Below are 21,262 nucleotides of genomic sequence, written 5' to 3' on the forward strand. Positions count from 1 at the left end.
CGAGCAGACGTCCTCTTCGCCATGCTCCGAGACGGCACCTTCTACGAACCCCAACCCGCCCCCACGGGTTGACGAAACCCATAGGGGCACCCCCCCGCCGGAGGCGATCCGTCAGAACAGGCGCAGCTTGTCGTCCTCGATGCCCCTCATGCCGTTGTAGTCCAGCACCACACACCCAATGCCCCGGTCCGTCGCCAGCACCCGCGCCTGCGGTTTGATCTCCTGCGCCGCGAACACCCCCCGTACCGGCGCCAGATGAGGGTCCCGGTTCAGCAGTTCCAGGTAGCGCGTCAGTTGTTCCACGCCGTCGATCTCGCCGCGGCGCTTGATCTCGACCGCCACCGTCACGCCGTCCGCGTCACGGCACAGGATGTCCACCGGGCCGATCGCCGTCGGGTACTCGCGGCGGATCAGGGTGTAGCCCTCGCCGAGCGTCTCGATCCGGTCGGCGAGGAGCTCCTGGAGGTGTGCTTCCACGCCGTCTTTGATGAGGCCGGGATCAACGCCCAGTTCGTGCGAGGAGTCATGGAGGACCTCCTCCATGGTGATGATCAATTTCTCGCCCGCCTTGTTCACCACGGTCCACACGCCGGCGTCCGCGTCGGCGCCTTCCTTCAGTGTGCAGGGCGGTGACATCCAGTTGAGGGGTTTGTACGCCCGGTCATCGGCGTGGATCGAGACACTGCCGTCGGCCTTGACCAGGATGAGACGGGGTGCGGAGGGCAGGTGGGCGGTGAGCCGGCCCGCGTAGTCGACGGAGCAGCGGGCAATGACGAGACGCATGGTCGGCAACGCTACTCGACTGCCGCCACCGCGCGCGATTCGCCCCGGAAGCCCCCTTCGTTATTGGCCGGTTGTGTTCCCATTCTGCTGGTGTGGTCCGGACAGCGCGCCTAACGTGGATGCAGGAGGTCGCCGGTCGTGCACGCTGCGTCGTCGTCCCCTCCTTCCCTGCCCGTAAGACCCCGCCTCCCGGGGTCGCGAGAGGAGAACCCATGTCGCTCGACGTCTCACCGGCGCTGTTGGATCAGGCCGAGCGAGGCGAGGTCGACGAAGCGGCTTTCGTCGACTGCGTCCGGACCTCCCTGCCTTACGCATGGGAGATGATCAGTTCTCTGGTGGCACAGCTGAAGGTGGACGGTGGACAGTTCGCCGACAACCAGACGCCCCCGCCGGACGAGCAAGCACGTGGTCAGCTGCTGCGCGCACTCGCGAGTGATGCCATTCGCGGCGCGCTGCAGCGTCACTTCGGGGTGCGTCTCGCATTCCAGAACTGCCACCGCGTCGCGGTGTTCCCGCTGGACTCCTCGGTCGACGAGCGGCTGACCCGATTCACCTCGGTGAGGGCTCAGTTGCTCAACCAGTCACCCGAACTCCGGGACTGCTGACGCCTCTTGCTGTCGCTCCGCACCGTGTCCGACGGTGTCGGAGCGGCAGCGTCCCTCAGGCGAGTTGGGGCAGTACGTCCGCGCCCAGCCGCCGTACGTTCTCCTCCGTCGTCGCCAGATCGCCCGAGCCCTCCATGAGCAGGGCGAAGCGGGTGATGCCGGTGCGCTCCGCGGTGGCCGCCAGCCGGTCCGCGGCCAGCTCGGGCGGGCCCACCGGATGGAGGTCGCAGAGCAGTTCGGTGTACTCCACCGGGTCGCGCATCGCCCGGATTCTGTCGTCGACCGTGACATGGGCGCCGAGGCCCTGGCGCAGCCAGCCGGGCATGGCCTTGACGAGTGTCTCGCTCGCCTCCGCGCGGCTGTCGGCGATCTGCGCCACCCCGGCCGATACATGCGCGGCGCCGGCGATCTCGTCAGCGGGACGACCCGCCGCGCGTGCGTGCGTACGCCACAGGGCGACCATCTCCGCCTTCTCCTCGTCACCGCAGTGCATGCCGAGGAGCATCGGCAGGCCGTGCGCGGCGGCCAGTTCGACGCTCCTGGGCGAGGTGCAGGCCATGAGCGTCTCGGGCCCCGTGCTCGGTTCGATCAGTTCGTCGGGGCGCGGTACGACGGCGACCTCGCGGAAGCTGAAGCGTTCCCCCGATGCCCCCACGCGCGGCTCGCGCAGCCAGCGCAGCAGCAGGGCGAGGGACTCCGGGAAGTCCTCCTCGTAGGCCCGCAGGCCGGTGCCGAAGACCTCCAGATCGACCCAGGGCCCGCCGCGCCCCACGCCGAGCGTGAACCGGCCGCCGGAGACGAGATGCAGCAGCGCCGCCTGCTCGCCGAGCGCCACCGGATGTACGTTCGGCAACACGCTGACCGCCGTACCCACCCGGATGTGGCGGGTCCGGCCGAGCAGCACCCCGGCCAGGGTCACCGCCGACGGACAGACGCCGTACGGCACGAAATGGTGCTCGGCGAGCCAGACCGAGTCGAGCCCGGATTCCTCCGCCAGCTCCGTGGTCCGCACCGCACGGTGCAGTGCCTCCCCTTGTCCCTGGCCCGGGAACTGGGCGGCCAGTACAAAAGCTCCAACACGCATCGCCTTCTGCCTCCTTGCGGCCGACGCGACTCCCCCTACGGGCAACAACGCCTGACACGTGCCAAAGGCACGGTCCGGTCTGCAAATTCTTGCGATTGTCCGGTCAGTGCCTTCCGCGCGCGTGGCGGACTCACGCCGCGAGGTACGTGTACCCCATGTCGTGGGCCGTAGGCTGGAACGGAACCGTGCTGTCTGCCCCGTGAGGTGTCCTGTGTCCCCGCGCCGCAACCGCCCCCGAGGCGGCGAGAACCCGACCGAGCGAGCAGGCGAGGCGGGCGACCGGTACGGAGGCTTCCAGCGGTCGGAGCTCTGGCAGGGCGAGAGCTGGTCGGTGCGCCATGTCGCCGGGGCGAGCGCCGCGGGCAAGCGCTACCGCTGCCCCGGCTGCGACCAGGAGATCCCCGGCGCGGTGCCGCACGTGGTGGCCTGGCCCGAGTACGGCGGGGTCGATGACCGGCGGCACTGGCACCAGGCGTGCTGGAACGCGAAGGACCGCCGCACCACACGGGTGCAGCGGTCCCGTAACGCGCCGAAGTACTGAGCGGCGCCCCGAAGCGGGGACGCGGGACGGCTCAGACGTCGCGCTTGTCCAGCGAGAAGAACGCCGCGAGCATCGCGACCGCCGTCACGCCCAGCAGGATCCACAGCGGCTCCCAGCCCGAGGGCCCGGTGACGCGAGCACTGCTCTCGTAGAACGCCGACAGCTGGTTCGGGACCGAGTAGTCGAACAGCGCCTCGCGCACCGCTGTGAGCGAATCCGAGAACATGAACATCGCCAGCACCAGCGGCACCAGCAGCACACCGATCATGACGGTGATCGCCCCGGCGGAGTGCCGGATCAGCGTGCCGACCGCCAGCGAGAGCAGCCCGAGCGTCGCCAGGTAGAGGCTGACCCCGGCCGTGGCCCGCAGCCAGTCCGCACCGGCGGGCGACTCCGCGCCCAGGATCGAGAGCTGGAGCGCCGACACCGTCATGGTGATCACCAGTGAGATCACGAAGACCAGCAGGAAGAAGACCAGCGACTTCGCCGCCAGCACCCTGCCCCGGCTCGGGCAGGCGGTGAGGGTCGTACGGATCATGCCTGTGCCGTACTCCGACGTGATCGTCAGCACGCCCAGCGTGATCACGCACATGGAGCCGAGCAGCACACCGAAGAAGCCGAGGGAGAGCACCTCCTGGCCACCCGGGACCTCCGGCTCGCCGGAGACGCTGGAGACCACCAGGGCTGTGAGCAGTCCGACGCCCAGCATCAGCACGATCATCACGCCGAGGGTCCACATCGTGGACCGCACGGAACGGAGCTTGGTCCACTCGGAGGCCAGGGCGTCGCCGAGATGGGCCCGGCGGGCCGGGATCGGCGAGGTGTAACCGGAGGAGAGGCCGTCGCCCTGCCACTGCGGGGCCTGCTGTGGCGCCTGGGACTGAGGAGGCTGCGGAGGCTGCTGGTACGGGGTCGTCATCGGGCGTCCTCGTTGCTGTCGCGCTTCGTCATGTCTGCGGCGGGGGCCGTCGCGGGAGCGGCCGGCGGCGCGGCCGCCGGTGCCGGTGCGGCTGCCGGTGTCGGGGCCGCCGGTGCCGGCGCGGCCGTCGGGGCCGAGGCCGGGGGAGCGCCCGCGTACGGGTTGGCTCCGGGCGGCGGCGGGGCGTACCAGCCCTGCTGCGGCACCTCCGGGACGACGGGCGCCACGGGGCCCTGCGGGGGCCCGTAGCCGGGCTGGTGGGGCGGCTCGAAGCCGGCCAGCGCGTCGGCCGTCGAACGGTAGTCCACAGCGTTCTGGGTCATCCGCATGTACGCCTCCTCCAGCGAGGCCTGGTGCGGCGAGAGCTCCCACAGCCGCACCTCCGCCTCGTACGCCAGATCGCTGATCCGGGGCAGCGGCAGCCCTGTGACCCGCAGCGCCCCGTCCGGCTCGGAGAGCACCTGACCGCCCGCCTCGGCGAGCGCCGTGGTCAGCTTCTCGCGCCGCTGCGGATCGGTCTCCGGGGTACGCACCCGCGCGAAGTCCGCCGAGTTGGCCGAGATGAAGTCCTTGATCGTCATATCGGCGAGCAGCTGGCCGCGCCCGATCACGATCAGATGGTCGGCGGTCACCGCCATCTCGCTCATCAGATGGGACGAGACGAAGACGGTACGGCCCTCGGAGGCCAGCTGCTTCATCAGGTTCCGGACCCAGAGGATCCCCTCGGGGTCGAGACCGTTCACCGGCTCGTCGAACAGCAGCACCTGGGGATCGCCGAGCAGCGCCGCCGCGATACCGAGCCGCTGGCCCATACCGAGCGAGAAGCCCTTGGAGCGCTTCTTGGCCACGTCCTGGAGGCCGACGACCCCGAGCACCTCGTCGACCCGCGAGGCCGGGATCCCGGAGAGCTGGGCCAGCGACAGCAGGTGATTGCGCGCGCTGCGCCCGCCGTGCACCGCCTTGGCGTCGAGCAGCGCGCCCACCTGGCGCGGTGCGTTCGGCAGCTGCCGGAAGGGATGCCCGCCGACCCGTACCTGTCCGGCGGTCGGCCGGTCCAGCCCGAGGATCATCCGCATCGTGGTCGATTTGCCGGAACCGTTGGGGCCCAGGAACCCGGTGACGTATCCGGGCCGTACCTGGAAGGAAAGGTTGTACACGGCCGTCTTGGCGCCGTAGCGCTTCGTCAGGCCGACTGCCTCGATCATTCTCCAGCCCCATCGACAGGTCAGGTCGTCGGGGCAGTGGCCGTTCCTGACCTAAAGCCCCCGTAAGAGTTACGAGGATATCCGTGCCTTGACGGTTCCAGCCAAGTCGTTACGGCGGGGAGTCGCCGGGTGAATTCCTCGTGCGAGGTGCCGCGAAATGCCGCGAACCGCTGTGAAACGCCGTGGGGAGCCGTATCCCCTCGCCATGAGCCTACGCGTCCCGCTTCCGCGTGACCGCGTAGCCGCCCGCCAGCGCGGCCAGCACCCACAGGGCCATGATCCCGAGACCGCCCCATGGCCCGTAGGGGGCCGGACTGGAGCTCACCGCGTTGGGGACGACCTGGGTGATCTGGCGGCCGGCCTGGTCGGGGAAGTACCGGGCGACCTCCTTGGCGCCGGGAACGGCCGCCAGGATCTGCGAGACCAGGAAGAAGAACGGCATCAGGATGCCGAGCGAGAGGACGGAGCTGCGCAGCATCGCCGCGACCCCCATCGAGAAGAGCGCGATCAGCGTCATGTACAGCCCGCTGCCGATCACCGCGCGCAGCACGTTCGGCTCGCCGATGGCCGTACCGTGCGCGCCGAGCAGCGCCTGGCCCACGAAGAACGCCAGGAACCCGGTCAGCACCGCGACCGCCAGCGCCGGCACCCCGGCCACCAGGATCTTGCAGAAGAGGAACGTGCCGCGTCGCGGTACGGCGGCCAGTGAGGTGCGGATCATGCCCGAGGTGTACTCGGAGCCGACCACCAGCACCCCGAAGACCACCATCGCGAGCTGGCCGAGAACCATTCCCGAGAAGCTGGTGTACGTCGGGTCGAAGGTGGCCCGCTCCTCCAGGGAGAGATCACCGAACTGGGAGTTCAGCACCGCGGACAGCGCGGCTCCCAGGGCGACGGTCACCACCAGGGCGCTGATCAGCGTCCAGGTGGTGGAGGAGACCGTACGGATCTTGGTCCACTCGGACCGGAGGACCGCCGGCACCGATGCCATGTCAGACCCCCTCGCCCCGCCGGTCCTCGCCTCGCGGGTCCTCGCCCCGCCGGTCCTCGCGTTGCGGGTCGACGCCTCGGCGGTCCTCGCCCCACCGCGGTTCCGCGCGGGCGTGATACTCCACCGACTCCGCCGTCATCCGCATGAACGCCTCTTCGAGCGAGGCGCGCCGGGAACTCAGCTCGTGCAGCACGATCCCGTGCCGCGCGGCCAGTTCCCCCAGCTCCTCGGTGGACGCCCCGTCGACCTCCAGTACGTCGCCCTCCGCCTCGACGACGGTGAACCCCCCGTCGCGCAGGATGTCTTCGAGCCGCGCGCGCTCCGGCGAACGCAGCCGCGTGTCACCGCGGGAGTTCTCCCGGATGAAGTCGGCCATCGAGGTGTCCGCCAGCAGCCGGCCCTGGCCGATCACGATCAAATGGTCGGCGGTCAGCGCCATTTCGCTCATCAGATGACTGGAAACGAAGACCGTGCGTCCCTCGCGGGCCAGAGCCTTCATCAGATTGCGTACCCAGTGGATGCCTTCGGGGTCCAGACCATTCCCCGGTTCGTCGAACATCAGGATCTCGGGATCGCCCAGAAGCGCCGCGGCGATCCCGAGCCGCTGCCCCATTCCGAGAGAGAAACCTTTCGGCTTCCTCTTCGCGACGGCGCTCAGTCCGACCATGTCCAGCACCTCGCTCACCCGGCTCGCCGGGATGCGATTGCTCTGCGCCAGACAGAGAAGATTGTTGTACGCGGTGCGCCCGCCGTGCATGGCCCTGGCCTCCAGCAGCGCCCCGATGTGCTTGAGCGGCTCGGCCAGCTCGCGGTAGCGCCTGCCGTCGATCCGTACCGAACCGCCGGTCGGATTGTCCAGATCGAGCATCATCCGCATCGTGGTCGACTTGCCCGCGCCGTTGGGGCCCAGAAAGCCCGTCACCACCCCCGGTCTCACCCGGAAGGAGAGCCGATCGACCGCCACCGTGCGGCCGAAGCGTTTGGTGAGCCCGTGGACCTCGATCATGCGGACCAACCTAGGACGGCACAAAGCCCCCCGCCACCGGAGTGGCGAGGGGCCTCGCGTGCGTACTGATCACGATCGTCGTCCGGCCGGAAGAACCTTCCCGGCCGGACGGCCGCCGTGGGTCAGCGGGACTGCTGGGCCGGGACGCCGCGCGAGATCGGCTCGTCGTCGGCCGGGGTGCCGGCGGCGGCCACCGCGGCACCGGTCAGCGTGGCCAGCATCTCGCGGACGTTGGTCAGCTGGGCGTTGATCGAGTCGCGGCGGTTGGTGAGCGCCGCCAGCTCGCGCTCCGACTCGCTGCGGATCCGGTCGGCCTTGGCGTTCGCGTCCGCCACGATGTCCTCGGACTGACGCTGGGCCGTCTCGACGGTCTGACGGGCCCGGCGCTCCGCGTCCGTACGCAGCTTCTCGGCCTCCAGACGCAGCTGCTCGGCGCGGTGCTCGATCTCGGCCAGACGCTTCTCGGCCTTCGCCTGACGCGACGCCAGATCGCGCTCCGACTGCTCACGCCGCTTGGCGAGGTTCGTCTCGAAGTCCGCGGCGGCCTGGGCGGCCTTGGCGCGGGTCTCCTCGAACAGCGCGTCGGCCTCCTCACGCTTGGACTGCGCGTCCTTCTGCGCCTCCGAGCGCAGCGTGGCGGCGTCACCCTTCGCCTTCTCGACGATACGGACGCCCTCGTCCTCGGCCTTGGCCTTGCGCTCCGAGGCGAACGACTCGGCGTCGTTGCGCACCTGCTGCGCCGCCGACTCGGCCAGCTCACGGTGCTGCTCGGCCGCGCGGCGGGCCTCCTCGCGCAGGTCCTTCGCCTCCTCCTCGGCGAGGCGGAGGATCTTCTCGACGCGGGCGCCGAGGCCGGCGTACGACGGCTCCGCGTCGCTGACCTGGGCCTGGGCGTTCTGCGTTTCGAGGTGCAGCTCCTCGATGCGCTTTTCCAGAGAGGTGATGCGGGCCAGAGCACTGTCACGGTCGGCGACGAGTTTGGTAATGCGGTCGTCCACCTGACCGCGGTCGTAACCACGCCGCACGAGCTCGAAGCCGAATGGGGAGGAAGTGTCGCTCATGGGGTTCCTGTCGAATGAGACCGGTGAGGTGATAGAGGGAATCCTAGGGGCCGAAGCGGCGTGTCATCGAGCCGATGCAGGTTTGATATGGAGAATGTCCAGCCTTTTGAGTGGCAAGTGCCTCTCCCGGCCATGTCGGCCGCGTCGCGGCACTAGCTATCGGAAGATTTTCCACTCGAACGGGTGGTACCCGCCGCCGCACCCGCCTTGACGGGGTTGTCCTTCGCGGGCACGGCAGGTGCCTCGAACGACTCCAACGCTTCGAGTACGTCCTGAACGCGGGAGATCTCGGCCTGGATGTCCTCCCGTCTGCGGACCAGTACGTCGAGTTCGCGTTTGCCCTCGTCGACGGTCTGTTTGGCCTGTTGGGCGGCGTCCGCACGCAACTTCTCGGCCTCCCTGACGAGTTCGGCCTTCTTCAGCTCGGCTTCCTTGAGCAGCCCCTCGGCCTTCTTCACGGCGGCGATACGGACCTTGCTCGCCTCCGAACCGGCCTCGGCCACCAGCTCCTTGGCCTTCGCCTCGGCCTCCGCGCGCTGCTCGTTGGCCGCCTTCATCAGGTTGTCGACGCGCTCGCCCGCGGTTCTCAGCTGCTCGGACGTCTCGCGCCTGGCCCGCTCGTGCAGTTGCTCGATCTCGGCCTCGACGCGCACGCGCAGCTCCTCGGCCCGTTCCCGGCCGGCCGTCGCGTCCCTGCGCGCGCCGACGAGCAGCTCGTCCGCGTCCGTACGGGCCCTCTCCACCAGGGAGTTGCCCTCGACGGTGGCGTCCGCGGTGATACGGCCCGCCTCCGTGCGGGCGGCCCCCACCATCCTATCGGCCTGCGTCTCGGCCTCGGTGGCGGCCCGAAGCGCCTCTTCCTGGGCCTTGTTGATGAGCTGGTCGGCCTGTTCGGCGGCGTCCGAGCGGCGCTTGGCCGCGTCCTTGCGCGCCTCGTCCAGGAGCCAGTCCGTCTCCTCCTGGGCCTCGCTCCTGAGCCGTTCCGCGTCGGCCTCGGTCTCCCGCTTGAACTGCTCGGCGTCGATCCGCAGCCGCTCGGCGGCCTGCTGCGCGGCGCCCACCGTCTCGGCGGCCTCCGCGCGCATCCGCTCGGCCTCGCTCGTGGCCTCCCCGATGAGCCGGTCGGCCTGGCCGGCGGCGTCGCCGCGGATCCGGTTGGCGTCCTCGCGGGCCTCGGCACGGGCACGGGCCGCGTCCTGCTCCGCCGAGGCGAGCGAGTCCGACGCCTCGGTCCGTACCCGCTGCGCGTACTCGGCGGTGTCCGAACGCAGCCGCTCCGCCTCCGCGATCGCCTCGCCGACCGTGCGCTCGGCGAGCGCCTGCGCGGCGTCCGCCTCCTCCTGGGCCCGCAGCCGGATCCGGTTGGCGTCCTCGGCGGCGCGCTCCCGCTCGGCGTACGCGTCGGCGCGCAGCCGGTCGGCCTCCTCCTGCGCCTCCGTCCTCGTCCGCTCCGCCGCGTGCTCGGCGGCGGCCCGCAGCCCGGTGATCTCCTGCTCGGCCTGGTCCTGGAGACCGGCGACGGAATCCCGTACCTGCTGGGCGGTCTGCTCGGCGGCGGCCACCAGTTCCGTGGCGCGGTAGTCCGCCTCCGAGACCAGCCGCTGCGCCTCGGTCTGGGCCTCCTCGACCCGGTTACGGGCCGACGCGAGAAGCTCCTCGCTCTGCTCGCGGGCCCGCTCGCGCTCCTGCTCCGCCTCCGCGCGGGCGGCCGTCAGCGTCTCCTCGGCCTCGCGGCGGCGGCGGGTCGCCTCCTCCTGCGCGGCGGCCAGCGCCTCGGCGGCCTCGGTGCCGACCCGCTCGGCGGCGGCGGCGGCCTCGGTCCTGATCCGGTCAGCGCTCTCCTGTGCCTCGGTCTTGAGCCGCTCGGCCTCCGTGGCGGCCTCGGAGCGCAGCCGTACGGCCGCGGTCTCCGCCTCGGCGCGCGACTGCGAGGCGTCGGCCGCGGCCTCGTCACGCAGCCGCTCCGCCTCCTGCTCGGCCTGCGCCTGGAGCGTACGGATCCGCTCCGCGGCCTCGGCGCGCAGCCGGTCGGTCTCCTCGCCGGCCTCCCGCCGGATCCGCTCGCTCTCGGCGCGGGCGTCGGTGAGCGCCTCCTCGGCGGAGGACAGCCGCTGCTCCGCCTCCGTGTGGAGCCGCGTCAGCTCGCCGGCCGCCTCGGCCTTACGGGACTCGACGCCCCGCTCGGTCTCCTCGCGCAGCTCGGCCGCGGCCTGCTCGGCGGCGGCCGTGGTGGCCTCGGCCTGCTCCTCGCCCTCCGCGCGCAGCCTGTCGGCCTCGGCGCGGGTGCGCTCCAGGGTCTCCTCGGCCTGCCGGCGCAGCGTCGTGGCGCGCTCGATGGCTTCGGTGCGTACCCGCTCGCTCTCGGTGGTGGCGCCCGAGCGCACCTCGTCGGCGTCCGCCTTGGCCTTCGTCAGCAGTTCCTCGGCGGACTTGGCCGCCTCTTCGATCTTCTGGACGGCCTCGCGGCGCGCCTCGCCGCGGATCCGCTCGCCCTCCGCGACCGCCTCGGCCCGCAGCTGCTCGGCCTCGCCGCGCAGCCTGCGCGCCTCCTCCTGGAGCTCGACCGTCTTGGCGCGGTACTCCTTGGTGTCGTCCTTGGCCGCGCCCTTGAGCTGGTCGGCCTGTTCCGCGGCCTCGCCGCGCAGCCGGTCCGCCTCGGCCTCGGCCTCGCGGCGGATCCGCTCGGCCTCCTCGCTCGCGGACCTGGTGGTGGCCTTGGCGTCGTCGGACGCCTTGGTCAGCACCTCTTCCGCGGTACGGGCCGCCTTGGCCAGCTGGGCCGCGGTGTCCTCGGCGGCGACCGTACGGGCCTTCTCCGCGGCCTCCGCGACCAGTTTCTCGGCCTCCGCGCGGGCGTCGGCGAGCGCCTGCTCGGCCTCGGCCTTGGTCGCCTCGGCCTCCTGTGTCGCCTCGCCGACCAGCCGCGCGATCTCCGACTTGGCGGTGCGCGTGCGCTGCTCGTTCTGCGACTCGGCGGCGGCCAGCCGCTTGACCGCGGCCTCCTTGGCCTCCGCGGCGACCTTCTCCGCCTCGGCGCGGGCCTCGCGCAGCCGCTCCCGCGCCTCCTGCATCCGCTGCTCGGCCGCGCGGCCCAGCTCGGCGGCCTGCTGGCGGGCCTGGTCGGCCTCGGCGGTGGTGGACGTACGGAGCTGCTCGGCGTGGCTGGTGGCCTCCTGCGCCTGCGCGGAGGCGGCGTTCAGCAGCCGCTCGGCGTCCCTGCGAGCGCGCAGCAGGATCGCTTCGGCTTCCGAGCGGGCCGTCTCGGACTCCGCGCCCAGCCGCCGCCGCGCCTCCTCGGTGACCCGGGCGGCCTCCGCGCGGGCCGCGGCCAGGGACTGCTCCGCCTCGGCGCGGGACTCGTCGAGCAGCCGCCTGGCCTGGGATTCGGTACGGGCACGCAGCTGCTCGGCCCAGGCGACGTTCTCGTTGACATGCGACTCGACGGTCTGCCGGCGCTCCGCCAGCTCCTGGTCGAGCCGCTGCCTGCGCTGGACGGCCTCGGCGTGCAGCTCGGCCTGGAGCCTGGCCTGGTGCTCGGCGTGCTCCTGGAGGATGCGCTGCGTCTGGGCGCGCGCGTCCCGCAGCTCGCGCTCGGCGTCCGCGCGCATCTGCTCCGCCTGCATCTGGGCGTTCCGCAGGTGCTGTTCGGCCTGATAGCCGAGGTCCCCGCTGTCGTACGACGAGGGACGGGTCGCCAGCGTACGGCGTGCCTCGTGGAGCTTGGCGCGCAAGACCTCGACCTGGTAACCGAGGTCCTCGGCGTGCTGGACGGCCTTCTCCCGCGCGGTCTTCAGCCGGTCCATCTCGGCTTCGAACCGCGAGAGGTGGTCGTCGTCAGCTCGGTGGCTCTCCTGGCGTTCGTAGCCCCGCACTGCGCGGTCCCATCCGTCCCCTGGTCGCAACTGCCCAATTGAGCACCGTTCGCGGCGAACGGCCCCCCGGGGAATGGTGACAGATCTTCGGCAGGGGCGCGGCCCCGGCCCGGCCCCGGCCCGGAGCGCCCCACTCTACCGGGCCGGGAATCCTTAAGGTCAGTGCTCCGGGCGGGAGGTGACCAGTTCTGTGAGTACGCCGTGGCAGTCCTTGGGGTGGAGGAACGTGATGCGGGAGCCCATGGACCCGGTGCGCGGCTCGTCGTACAGAACGCGTACGCCCTTGTCACGGACCGACTGGGCGTCACCGTCGACGTCCGCCGTACCGAACGCGATGTGGTGAACGCCCTCGCCGTTCTTCGCCAGCCATTTCCCGACGGCCGAATCCTCCCGGATGGATTCGAGGAGCTGAAGGTACGAAGCCCCGCCGTCGGACGTCTCGTTGATCTTGAGCATGGCCTCCCGGACGCCCTGCTCCTCGTTGACCTCGGTGTGGAAGACCTCGAAGCCGTAGGTCGCCCGGTAGAACTCGACGGTCTTGTCGAGGTCGAAGCAGGCGATTCCGATGTGGTCGATTCGCGTCAGCATGGAGACAGTGCAGCGTCACCGCGGTGATTACGCAACGTGCGCGCGATCACACGCGCTGCCTGGTGACCCGTGGGAGAACCGCTCAGTACATTGAAAGTAAACCCTCGTTCACTCCTCAAGCTGTACGCAAAGGGGATCGCGTCTCATGTCGGATACGAACACCAACAGATCTGTGATCGTCGCGGGCGCCCGCACCCCCATGGGGCGGCTCCTGGGCTCGCTGAAGTCCTTCTCCGGTGCGGAGCTGGGCGGCTTCGCGATCAAGGCGGCACTGGACCGGGCCGGGATCAGCGGCGACCAGGTGCAGTACGTGATCATGGGCCAGGTACTCCAGGCCGGGGCAGGGCAGATCCCGGCACGCCAGGCCGCGGTCAAGGGCGGAATCCCGATGAGCGTCCCCGCGCTCACCGTCAACAAGGTCTGTCTCTCCGGACTCGACGCGATCGCGCTGGCCGACCAGCTGATCCGCGCCGGTGAGTTCGAGGTGGTGGTCGCGGGCGGCCAGGAGTCGATGACCAACGCCCCGCACCTGCTCCCGAAGTCCCGGGAGGGCTACAAGTACGGCGCCATGGAGATGCTCGACTCGATGGCGTACGACGGACTGACCGACTCGTTCGAGGACATCGCCATGGGCGCCTCGACGGAGAAGCACAACACCCGGCTGGGCATCGCGCGCGCCCCGCAGGACGAGTTCGGCGCGCTCTCGCACCAGCGGGCCGCGGCGGCGCAGAAGAACGGTGTCTTCGAGGCCGAGATCACGCCCGTCGAGATCCCGCAGCGCAAGGGCGACCCGGTGCTCTTCGCACAGGACGAGGGCATCCGCGCCGAGACGACCGTGGAGTCCCTGGCCAGACTGCGGCCCGCGTTCTCCAAGGACGGCACGATCACGGCCGGCACGTCCTCGCAGATCTCCGACGGCGCGGCGGCGGTCGTGGTGATGAGCAAGGCCAAGGCCCTGGAGCTGGGTCTTGAGTGGATCGCGGAGATCGGCGCGCACGGCAATGTGGCGGGCCCGGACAACTCGCTCCAGTCCCAGCCGTCGAACGCGATCCAGCACGCCCTGAAGAAGGAGGGCATCGGCGTCGACGACCTCGACCTCATCGAGATCAACGAGGCGTTCGCGGCCGTCGCGGTGCAGTCAATGAAGGACCTCGGGGTTTCCCCGGAAAAGGTGAATGTGAACGGCGGCGCGATCGCCCTCGGGCACCCGATCGGCATGTCAGGCGCCCGGCTCGTCCTCCATCTCGCGCTGGAGCTGAAGCGGCGCGGCGGCGGGACCGGCGTGGCGGCGCTGTGCGGTGGCGGCGGCCAGGGCGACGCGCTGATCGTGCGCGTGGCCGGGTAGGAACCCGGGCGGGAACGCAGCGGTGCGGGTGCGAGTACGGGTACGGACCGAAGGAACGGAGCTGTGATGCAGGACGTCCCCGAGCTGGTGGCTCAGGCGCGAGAGGGCCGGCCGCGGGCCGTGGCCCGGCTGATCTCACTGGTCGAGGGGGCGTCCCCGCAGCTGCGCGAGGTGATGGCCGCGCTGGCACCGCTCGCTGGCAACGCGTATGTCATCGGTGTGACCGGATCGCCCGGTGTCGGCAAGTCGACCTCGACCTCCGCGCTGGTCTCCGCGTACCGGAAGGCGGGCAAGCGGGTCGCGGTGCTGGCCGTCGACCCCTCGTCCCCCTTCTCCGGCGGAGCGCTGCTCGGCGACCGCGTCCGGATGTCCGAGCACGCCTCCGACCCCGGTGTCTACATCCGCTCCATGGCCACCCGCGGCCATCTCGGCGGACTGGCCTGGGCCGCGCCGCAGGCGATCAGGGTGCTGGACGCGGCGGGGTGCGACGTGATCCTGGTGGAGACCGTCGGGGTCGGCCAGTCGGAGGTCGAGATCGCCTCGCAGGCCGACACCTCGGTGGTGCTGCTCGCGCCGGGCATGGGCGACGGCATCCAGGCGGCGAAGGCCGGGATCCTGGAGATCGGCGATGTGTACGTGGTCAACAAGGCGGACCGTGACGGCGCCGACGCGACGGCCCGCGAGCTCAACCACATGCTGGGCCTCGGCGAATCGCGGGGGCCCGGCGACTGGCGCCCGCCCATCGTCAAGACCGTCGCCGCGCGGGGCGAGGGCATCGACGAGGTGGTGGAGGCCCTGGAGAAGCACCGCGCCTGGCTGGAGGAGCACGACGCCCTCGCTCTCCGCCGCGCCCGCCGCGCGGCCCGCGAGGTGGAGACCATCGCGGTCACCACGCTCCGCGAGCGCATCGGTGATCTGCACGGGGACCGGCGGCTCGGCGCGCTGGCGGAGCGGATCGTGGCGGGGGAGCTGGACCCGTACACGGCGGCGGACGAGCTGGTGGCGGGCCTGACGGACGGGGCCTGACGCACCGGGCCCGACTGATCGGCCCGACGTACGGGGCTGACGTACGGCCCTGACGCACCGAACCGCCCGGCCGCGGTGGCCGGGCGGAGGCGCGGGTGACCGTGCCGGTGGGGCGGCTCAGCCGTCCGGGCGGACGTCTCAGCGGACGTCTCAGTCGTCGTAACGGTCGTCGTCGTGGTCATCGCGGTCGTCATGGCCGCCGCGGCCGTCGTCGTCACCGTGGTCGTCCCGGCCGTCGTCGTCGCGGTCCACGGTGACCTCGCCGGTCGTGGCGTGCACGTTCAGCTCGTGCGTACGGCCGTCCTCGCCCCGTACGTCGATCTCCCAGCGGCCGTCGTGGTCGTCGTCGATCTCGGCGGAGGTCACCGTCCCGGGTGCGGAGGCGAGGGCGGCGGCCACCGCGCGCTGGACGTCCACGGAGGCGGCGCGCAGCGCGGCGCGGTCGTCGCCGTGGTCGTCGTCCCGGTCGTCGTCCCCGTCGTCGTCGCGGTCCACCCGCACCGCGCCGGTGGCCGCGTCGACGCGCAGTTCGTGCCAGCGGTTGTCCTTGCCGAACAGGTCGATCTCCCAGTGGCGGTCGCCGTCGTCGTCCCGCTCGACGGAGGCCACGGCGCCCGGGTGCTCCTTCAGGGCCGCGGCGGCGGCCTCGCCCGCGGTCAGGCCCGTACCGTTCCCGCCGGCCGGCTGCCGCTTCACCGGCGCACGGTCGTCCTTGCCGTCGTCCCTGCCGTCGTCCTTCCCGCCGTCCCCGTCGTCCCGGGAGTCGTCGAGGACGTCGTTCCCGGAGTCGTCCGACACCACCCCGAGCTGCGCGACCGGCGCGGGCAGCGTCGCCGTCCCCGTGGCTCCCCGGCTGTCGTCGCCTCCCATGGCGACCGCCGTGTAGGTGCCGCCGCCGATCAGTGCCGCCGCGGTGATGGCTGCGATGACGAGATTGCGCTTCATGAGGGGTCCTCCCCGAGTCGGTCCGTGTGGAACGACTTCAATGTGGCGGAGGGAAGCTGAAGCCAGCCTGAAGCCACCTGAAGTGATCTTCAGGTTCCGTTTGGGAAGCTGGGGCCATGCGTTTGTTGATCGTGGAGGACGAGAAGCGGCTCGCGGTGTCGCTCGCCAAGGGGCTGAGGGCCGAGGGCTTCGCCGTCGACGTCGTCCACGACGGCCTCGAAGGGCTGTACCGGGCGGGCGAGGGCGTGTACGACCTGGTCGTGCTCGACATCATGCTGCCCGGCATGAACGGCTACCGCGTCTGCGCCGCCCTGCGCGCGGCCGGTCATGACGTACCCATCCTGATGCTCACCGCGAAGGACGGCGAGTACGACGAGGCGGAGGGGCTGGACACCGGCGCCGACGACTATCTGACCAAGCCGTTCTCGTACGTCGTGCTCGTCGCCCGGGTCAAGGCCCTGCTGCGCCGCCGCGGCTCGTCCGGTGCCTCGCCCGTGCTGCGGATCGGGAGTCTCACCGTCGACACCGCCGCCCGCCGCGTCTTCCGGGACGGGACCGAAGTGGCACTCACCGCCAAGGAGTTCGCGGTGCTCGAACAACTGGCGGTCAGGGCCGGCGAGGTGGTCGGCAAACCGGAGATCCTGGAGCACGTCTGGGACTTCGCCTACGACGGCGACCCCAACATCATCGAGGTCTACATCAGCGCCCTGCGGCGCAAGCTCGGCGCCGCGGCCATCCAGACGGTGCGCGGCGCCGGGTACCGGCTGGTCGCGTCATGATCGCGCGCGGGCGCCGGTTCGCGTCCTCCGTACGCGCCAGGGCCGCGCTGGGCGCGACGGCCGTCGTGGCGGTCGCGCTGGTGGCCGCCGGGATCGCGGTCGTCCTCTCGCTCCGCTCGAACCTCACCGATCAGGCAGGCCGGAGCGCCGACACGGCGGCGCGCGAAGTCGCGCTGGACATCGCCTCCCTGGTACCGGACCAGACGTCGTACGCGCGGCTCGACCTGCCGGACGACACCGGACACCCCGTACAGGTGTCGGACGAGCGCGGCCGGCTGCTCAGGGCGAGCGAGGACCTCCAGCGGATCAGCGGTACGGGGGTGTCCGCGGTGACCCCCGCCACGAGCCCCGCCACGAGCCCCGCGGCGAGCCCCGCCCCGGGCGGCACCGCGGCCCCGGGCGACGACGATGACACCGCCGACGACGACAGCGGTGCGGACGACAACGGGGGCGACGACAAGGGCGGGGACGACGACGCGAGCGGGGACGACGATCCCGCGGTCGGCGAGATCGGCGACCGCACCTCCTACACCGACGGCAGCGCGACGGTCGACGGCACGACCGGCGACTACCGCTTCGCCGCGGTCGAGGTGACCGACCGCGCGGGCGAGACGGTCGTCGTCCACGCGGGCGCCTCCCTCGCGGACCGGGAGTCCGCGGTCAGCACGACCACCGTCTCCATGCTGCTGGGGCTCCCCGTCCTGCTGCTGGTCGTCGGGGGAGTGACCTGGCTGGTGACCCGGCGGGCGTTCCGGCCCGTGGAGGGCATCCGGCGCGAGATGGCGGCCATCACCGCCTCGACGGATCTCTCCCGGCGGGTGCCCGAGCCGGCCACGGACGACGAGGTGGCCAGGCTGGCCCGTACGACCAACGAGACGCTCACGGCGCTGGAGGCCGCCGTCGAGCGGCAGCGCCGCTTCGTCGCGGACGCCTCGCACGAACTGCGCAGCCCCATCGCCTCGCTCCGCACCCAGCTCGAAGTGGGCGACGCCCACCCGGAGTTGCTGGACGTGCCGGGCGCGGTCGCGGACACCGTACGGCTCCAGCAACTCGCCGCCGATCTGCTGCTGCTGGCCCGGCTGGACGCGGGGGAGCGGCCGGGGCGGGCGCGGTTCGACCTGAGCGCGATGGTCCGTGAGGAGGTCTCGCAGCGGACCGCGGACCGTATCCCGGTCACGCTCGATGTCCGTCCGGGGCTCGAAGCGGCCGGATCACGCGGCCAGTTGGCCCGGGTGCTGGGGAATCTGCTCGACAACGCCCAGCGCCACGCGCACGCGTCGGTCACCGCGTCCGTGTACCGGTCGGGCGGTCAGGTGGTGCTCGCGGTCGCCGACGACGGCTCCGGGGTGCCGGAGGCGGAGCGCGAGCGGATCTTCGAGCGGTTCGTACGGCTCGACGACGCGCGCAGCCGTGACGACGGTGGCGCCGGTCTCGGTCTGGCCATCGCGCGCGATGTGGCCGCGCGCCATGACGGCACGCTCACGGTCGGCCGGGCTCCCGAGGGCGGCGCCCTGTTCGAGCTGCGCCTGCCCAGGCCGGACGACGCGGACCCCGGCAGCACCGGCAACCCCGGCAGCGGCGCCGACGCCGACGACACCGGTCGCGCCGACTGAGCCGGGAAGCCCGCCCGCCGGAGCGCTCCGGCGGCCGGGCCCTCGAACCGGGAGCCCCGGTATCGGCTCAGCTCTTGCCGCGCCGTCCGCGCAACTGCTCGGCCACCGGCGTCAGCGACGCCCGCAGCTCCGCCAGCGCCTCGGGCGTCAGCAGATCGATGAAGTGCTTCCGTACGGACGCGACATGGTGCGGCGCGACCTTCTGCATGGTCTCCATCCCCTGGTCCGTCAGGACCGCGTAGAGCCCGCGCCGGTCCGACTCGCAGTTCTCCCGGCGGACCAGCCCCGCGGTCTCCATCCTGGTGATCTGATGGGAGAGCCGGCTCTTGGACTGGAGCGTGGTGGCCGCGAGGTCACTCATCCGCATGCGCCGGTCCGCCGACTCCGAGAGGTTCACCAGGATCTCGTAGTCGTTCATGGTCAGGCCGAACGGCTGGAGGTCCTTCTCCAGCTGGTGCGTCAGCAGTTTGTTGACATCCAGATGGGTGCGCCAGGCGCACTGCTCCGCGTCGGTCAGCCAGCGGGTGGCGGTCTCGGTCTCCATGTATGGATTCTACCTAAGAAGTTGAAATCTGTACGAAGCGTCCGGGTGTGACACCGCGCACCCGGTCATCCGGCCGGGGGCGCAGGCGTTCGACGTCACACTCCGCAGACTACCGCTCACAGACCGAAGCGACGCTGGAGATCGCCGAGCTGCCCCGGCATCCGGGGCGTGGAACCCTGCGATCCCTGATGCCCGGAGTGTCCCGAGGGGGCGCCGCCGCCCGGCACCCCGGGCTCCGGCGTGATCGCGCCCAACGGCTGCTCCGCCATCAGCAGTTCCGTCGACTGCAACAGCACCGTCCCGGCCCCGACGAACTCGAACTGATGCTCCTCGCCCGACGTACCGCCGATCCCCGTCAACGACCTGAGACCGCCCAGCACTCCGGACATATAGCCATGATCGTAGTGGTGGCAGGGGGACGGGCAGTCCGCCCAGCCCACCAGCGCCTGCGGGTCCACCCGCAGCGGCGGCTCCATGAAGACCACGGGCCCGTTGGACGCCGCCACGAACTTCCCCGTACCGATCAGCGTCAGAAAGCCCGGCACGATCGACTGCTTCAGCGCCAGCGTCGGCTGGTACGCCAGCAGATTCCCGGACCGGATCGTCAGATTGCCGTCCTCCAGATCGAACGAGTTGACGTCGAAGGCGCGGTCGGCGAGCAGCATCTTGCCGCTGCCCTCCGCCACCACCCAGTCACTGGCGTGCAGCGGTGAGTGGAAGCTCGTACGCAGCAGCCGCTCGAACCGGCCGTGGCCGATGCCGTCGAAGTTGATCTGCCCGTAGTAGGCGATCATCTTCCCCTTCTGCAGGAACCACTGGCTCCCCTTCAACTCCACACAGAAGGTGTACGCGTTGACGTTGTCGTCGCTCGGCAGCGTCATCGGGTCATGGATCACGGGCGTGCTCACAGCTTCTCCTCCGACGCCTGGACGTACACCGCGCCACTGCCGCTCAGCTCCAGCTGGAACGCCTCGCCGGAGCCGCGTCCGACCATGTCGCGCCAGCCGAGGGCCGTGGACAGCTTGTTCCGTACGTCGCCGTGGTGCGCGACATACGCCTGCGGGTCCACATGGATCTCCCGGCCCGGGGTGATGGGCACCTCGATCACCCCGCCGTGCGCCATCACCGCGACCGCGCCATGGCCCTTGAGGGTGGTGGTGAACAGGCCCTGTCCTGTCACCTGTCCGCGCACCATGCCCATGACCCCGCCCTGCGAGCCCATGAACATCGTGCCCTGCTGGAGGGTCCCGTCGAAGGCGAGCAGCCGGTCCGCCTCGACGCACAGGGTGTCGCCCGCCAGATTGATGACCTGGATGTGATGGCCGCCGTGGCCGAACATGACCGTGCCGCTGCCCTCGACCGTCATCAGCGGGGTCGCCTCATCGGCCACCCGGCGCCCGATCATGGACATCAGACCGCCCTGGCCGCCCTGGATGTTGGGGGTGAAGCTGACATCGCCGCGGTACGCGAGCATCGCGCCGCGCTGGCTGAACATCTTCTGGCCGGGCAGGACCGTCGCCTCGACCATCTTCGAGTTGATCTCGCGGAACGGCATCAGACATCGCCCCCGATCGTGTTCCGCTCGCTGGGCTGGACGTAGACGAGCCCGTCGCCCTCGAAGCGGATCTGGAAGGCCTCGCCCGATCCCTCGCCCATGAACGTACGGAAGTTGACGCCGGACTGGAACTTCTGCTGGAGGTTGCCCTGGTGGGCGATGTACGCGCCGGGGTCGACGTGGAGCGGGTACTGCGGGGTCACCCGCAGGATCACCGCCTCGCCGTCCGACATGATCGCGGCCTGGCCCATGCCCTCGACGGTGGTGGTGAACAGGCCGCTCCCGGTCGCCCCGCCCCGCAGACCGGTGAACGACGTGCCGGTGCGCAGCCCCGCGTCCGCGCAGAGCAGATTGCTCGCCTCGACGAAGAGCTTGTCGCCGTGCAGCGAGACGAGGCTGATCTCGCTCGCGCGGTCGGCGAAATAGCAGGTGCCCTCGCCCTTCACCTCCATCACGGTCATCTGTTCGCCGGTGAGCCGGCGGGTCACCATCCCGCGCAGACCCTCACCGCCGCCGGACATCTTCTTGAACGCCATCCGGCCGTCGTACGCGACCATCGAGCCGTTCTTCGCCTTGACGGCGTCGCCGGTCATGTCGACGGCGAGCACCTTGCTGCCTTGCAGTCGGAACTGAGCCACGGATCGAAGGTAACGGGCGGCACTGACAGGGAACAGGGCCCATGGTCCGCGATCACCCCCGACCGGACCCCGGTACGCCCCCGCCCCGAGCCCCGACACGCCCCCGACCCGGACCCTGATAACGGTCGGGCAAAGCCGTGCTGCCACAATGAGACCGCGCTT

At 71.1% G+C, this 21,262-nt stretch carries 20 protein-coding genes; 6 read left to right on the forward strand and 14 right to left on the reverse strand.

Annotated elements, in window-relative coordinates; all coding sequences use genetic code 11:
* Nucleotides 1-111: 111 nt before the first annotated feature.
* Entirely contained in the window at nt 112-783 is a 672-nt protein-coding gene (nucS, locus tag CU044_RS15240) for an endonuclease NucS (protein ID WP_193563976.1), read from the reverse strand.
* A gap of 212 nt (nt 784-995) precedes the next feature.
* On the opposite strand from nucS, the gene CU044_RS15245 reads away from it, so the two are divergent.
* Nucleotides 996-1,388: an SCO5389 family protein gene (locus tag CU044_RS15245; RefSeq protein WP_129769124.1), complete on the forward strand. Its 393-nt coding sequence runs from the start codon at nt 996-998 to the stop codon at nt 1,386-1,388.
* A 55-nt stretch (nt 1,389-1,443) separates the two neighbouring features.
* On the opposite strand, the gene CU044_RS15250 is transcribed toward CU044_RS15245, so the two are convergent.
* Entirely contained in the window at nt 1,444-2,472 is a 1,029-nt protein-coding gene (locus CU044_RS15250; RefSeq protein ID WP_129769125.1) for an LLM class flavin-dependent oxidoreductase, read from the reverse strand.
* Nucleotides 2,473-2,683: 211 nt separating this feature from the next.
* Here CU044_RS15250 and CU044_RS15255 point away from each other — a divergent pair, with 211 nt between their 5' ends.
* Entirely contained in the window at nt 2,684-3,013 is a 330-nt protein-coding gene (locus CU044_RS15255) for an ATP/GTP-binding protein (protein ID WP_129769126.1), read from the forward strand.
* A 31-nt stretch (nt 3,014-3,044) separates the two neighbouring features.
* On the opposite strand, the gene CU044_RS15260 is transcribed toward CU044_RS15255, so the two are convergent.
* The 7 genes from CU044_RS15260 to mce form a co-directional block, all read right to left on the reverse strand.
* On the reverse strand, nt 3,045-3,932 hold the full coding sequence (locus CU044_RS15260; protein ID WP_129769127.1) for an ABC transporter permease subunit: 888 nt from the start codon (nt 3,930-3,932) through the stop codon (nt 3,045-3,047).
* Complete coding sequence (locus CU044_RS15265; protein ID WP_129769128.1) at nt 3,929-5,137, reverse strand: ABC transporter ATP-binding protein; 1,209 nt, start codon at nt 5,135-5,137, stop codon at nt 3,929-3,931. Before CU044_RS15265 ends, CU044_RS15260 begins: the two co-directional genes overlap by 4 nt.
* Before the next feature lie 211 nt (nt 5,138-5,348).
* A complete protein-coding gene (locus tag CU044_RS15270) occupies nt 5,349-6,128 on the reverse strand; it encodes an ABC transporter permease subunit (RefSeq protein WP_129769129.1) in 780 nt (259 codons plus the stop codon).
* 1 nt (nt 6,129) lies between these two features.
* The gene (locus CU044_RS15275) at nt 6,130-7,134 is read right to left on the reverse strand and encodes an ATP-binding cassette domain-containing protein (protein WP_129769130.1); all 1,005 of its coding nucleotides are present in this window, start codon (nt 7,132-7,134) and stop codon (nt 6,130-6,132) included.
* Nucleotides 7,135-7,256: 122 nt separating this feature from the next.
* Nucleotides 7,257-8,195 carry a cellulose-binding protein gene (locus CU044_RS15280; RefSeq protein ID WP_030351964.1) on the reverse strand — a complete coding sequence of 313 codons (939 nt, stop codon included), beginning with the start codon at nt 8,193-8,195 and terminating at the stop codon, nt 7,257-7,259.
* A 152-nt stretch (nt 8,196-8,347) separates the two neighbouring features.
* On the reverse strand, nt 8,348-12,067 hold the full coding sequence (scy, locus tag CU044_RS15285; protein ID WP_129769131.1) for a polarized growth protein Scy: 3,720 nt from the start codon (nt 12,065-12,067) through the stop codon (nt 8,348-8,350).
* A gap of 159 nt (nt 12,068-12,226) precedes the next feature.
* On the reverse strand, nt 12,227-12,655 hold the full coding sequence (gene mce, locus CU044_RS15290) for a methylmalonyl-CoA epimerase (RefSeq protein ID WP_030351962.1): 429 nt from the start codon (nt 12,653-12,655) through the stop codon (nt 12,227-12,229).
* A 145-nt stretch (nt 12,656-12,800) separates the two neighbouring features.
* On the opposite strand from mce, the gene CU044_RS15295 reads away from it, so the two are divergent.
* Together CU044_RS15295 and meaB are read left to right on the forward strand one after the other, a co-directional pair.
* A complete protein-coding gene (locus CU044_RS15295; protein ID WP_129769132.1) occupies nt 12,801-14,000 on the forward strand; it encodes an acetyl-CoA C-acetyltransferase in 1,200 nt (399 codons plus the stop codon).
* A 66-nt stretch (nt 14,001-14,066) separates the two neighbouring features.
* Nucleotides 14,067-15,026: a methylmalonyl Co-A mutase-associated GTPase MeaB gene (meaB, locus tag CU044_RS15300; RefSeq protein WP_129769185.1), complete on the forward strand. Its 960-nt coding sequence runs from the start codon at nt 14,067-14,069 to the stop codon at nt 15,024-15,026.
* A 150-nt stretch (nt 15,027-15,176) separates the two neighbouring features.
* Here the strand turns inward: meaB and CU044_RS15305 are convergent, their stop codons facing one another.
* A complete protein-coding gene (locus tag CU044_RS15305) occupies nt 15,177-15,971 on the reverse strand; it encodes a PepSY domain-containing protein (protein WP_129769133.1) in 795 nt (264 codons plus the stop codon).
* Nucleotides 15,972-16,087: 116 nt separating this feature from the next.
* Here CU044_RS15305 and CU044_RS15310 point away from each other — a divergent pair, with 116 nt between their 5' ends.
* Both CU044_RS15310 and CU044_RS15315 read left to right on the forward strand, forming a co-directional pair.
* Nucleotides 16,088-16,750, forward strand: a complete 663-nt coding sequence (locus CU044_RS15310) for a response regulator transcription factor (RefSeq protein ID WP_129769134.1) — start codon at nt 16,088-16,090, stop codon at nt 16,748-16,750.
* Complete coding sequence (locus tag CU044_RS15315) at nt 16,747-18,363, forward strand: HAMP domain-containing sensor histidine kinase (protein WP_129769135.1); 1,617 nt, start codon at nt 16,747-16,749, stop codon at nt 18,361-18,363. The genes CU044_RS15310 and CU044_RS15315 overlap by 4 nt, the downstream gene beginning before the upstream one ends.
* A gap of 67 nt (nt 18,364-18,430) precedes the next feature.
* Here the strand turns inward: CU044_RS15315 and CU044_RS15320 are convergent, their stop codons facing one another.
* The 4 genes from CU044_RS15320 to CU044_RS15335 form a co-directional block, all read right to left on the reverse strand.
* A complete protein-coding gene (locus CU044_RS15320) occupies nt 18,431-18,907 on the reverse strand; it encodes a MarR family transcriptional regulator (RefSeq protein WP_129769136.1) in 477 nt (158 codons plus the stop codon).
* A 116-nt stretch (nt 18,908-19,023) separates the two neighbouring features.
* Complete coding sequence (locus tag CU044_RS15325; RefSeq protein ID WP_129769137.1) at nt 19,024-19,815, reverse strand: AIM24 family protein; 792 nt, start codon at nt 19,813-19,815, stop codon at nt 19,024-19,026.
* Nucleotides 19,812-20,462 carry an AIM24 family protein gene (locus tag CU044_RS15330; RefSeq protein ID WP_129769138.1) on the reverse strand — a complete coding sequence of 217 codons (651 nt, stop codon included), beginning with the start codon at nt 20,460-20,462 and terminating at the stop codon, nt 19,812-19,814. Before CU044_RS15330 ends, CU044_RS15325 begins: the two co-directional genes overlap by 4 nt.
* The gene (locus CU044_RS15335) at nt 20,462-21,100 is read right to left on the reverse strand and encodes an AIM24 family protein (RefSeq protein ID WP_129769139.1); all 639 of its coding nucleotides are present in this window, start codon (nt 21,098-21,100) and stop codon (nt 20,462-20,464) included. The genes CU044_RS15330 and CU044_RS15335 overlap by 1 nt, the downstream gene beginning before the upstream one ends.
* Between the last annotated feature and the right edge of the window lie 162 nt (nt 21,101-21,262).

Source organism: Streptomyces sp. L-9-10 (assembly GCF_004151105.1).
Taxonomy (GTDB): domain Bacteria; phylum Actinomycetota; class Actinomycetes; order Streptomycetales; family Streptomycetaceae; genus Streptomyces.